Below are 461 nucleotides of genomic sequence, written 5' to 3'. Positions count from 1 at the left end.
ATATTGCACGTATGAACCGCAACATCTTTCTATCTCCCAAATCCCTCCGCAACTTCCGTTAAAAGCCGCACTTTTTCCTGCGGCAAATTCTCGCATTTTTCTATCAGGTCGTGGTATTTCCTTAAAAAATGAATCTGGTTTTCGTTTTCCGCGCTGTGGGAACTTTTGTCGGACGGCTGGCTTCCTGTAACAAGATATTCCACCGAAACGCCGAGCACTTTTGCGATTTTTACTGCTGTCTCCGCTGACGGACTTGAGCCTTGCTTCTGCCCCTTGCCGATGTTCGACGCGGTAATTCCCACTTTTTCGGCGAGCGCCTTGTTTGTCATTCCAAGATACTCAAGCTCCACCGCCACATTGTCCCAAAAAGAATTCATGTTTTTATCATTATGGAATTTTTGCTATTTTGCATTTAATAGTGGAATTTAGTTTATTTAAATGATATAAATGGAAAATAGTTT

General features: G+C 42.3%; 1 protein-coding gene. It reads right to left on the bottom strand.

Annotated features, from left to right (window positions below; all coding sequences use genetic code 11):
• Positions 1-29 precede the first annotated feature (29 nt).
• A complete protein-coding gene (locus tag B4C08_RS04745; RefSeq protein WP_296663521.1) occupies positions 30-377 on the bottom strand; it encodes a helix-turn-helix domain-containing protein in 348 nt (115 codons plus the stop codon).
• Between the last annotated feature and the right edge of the window lie 84 nt (positions 378-461).

It is taken from the genome of Treponema sp. UBA753, from assembly GCF_002297325.1.
Classification (GTDB): Bacteria; Spirochaetota; Spirochaetia; order Treponematales; family Treponemataceae; genus Treponema_D.
Note: the sequence above shows the minus strand (reverse complement) of the source record. Positions and strands in the feature narration are given on the sequence as shown.

What these genes read in the sequence shown, in the direction of transcription:
- B4C08_RS04745 (WP_296663521.1), bottom strand. Translation starts at nt 377, where the DNA reads ATGAATTCTTTTTGGGACAATGTGGCGGTGGAGCTTGAGTATCTTGGA.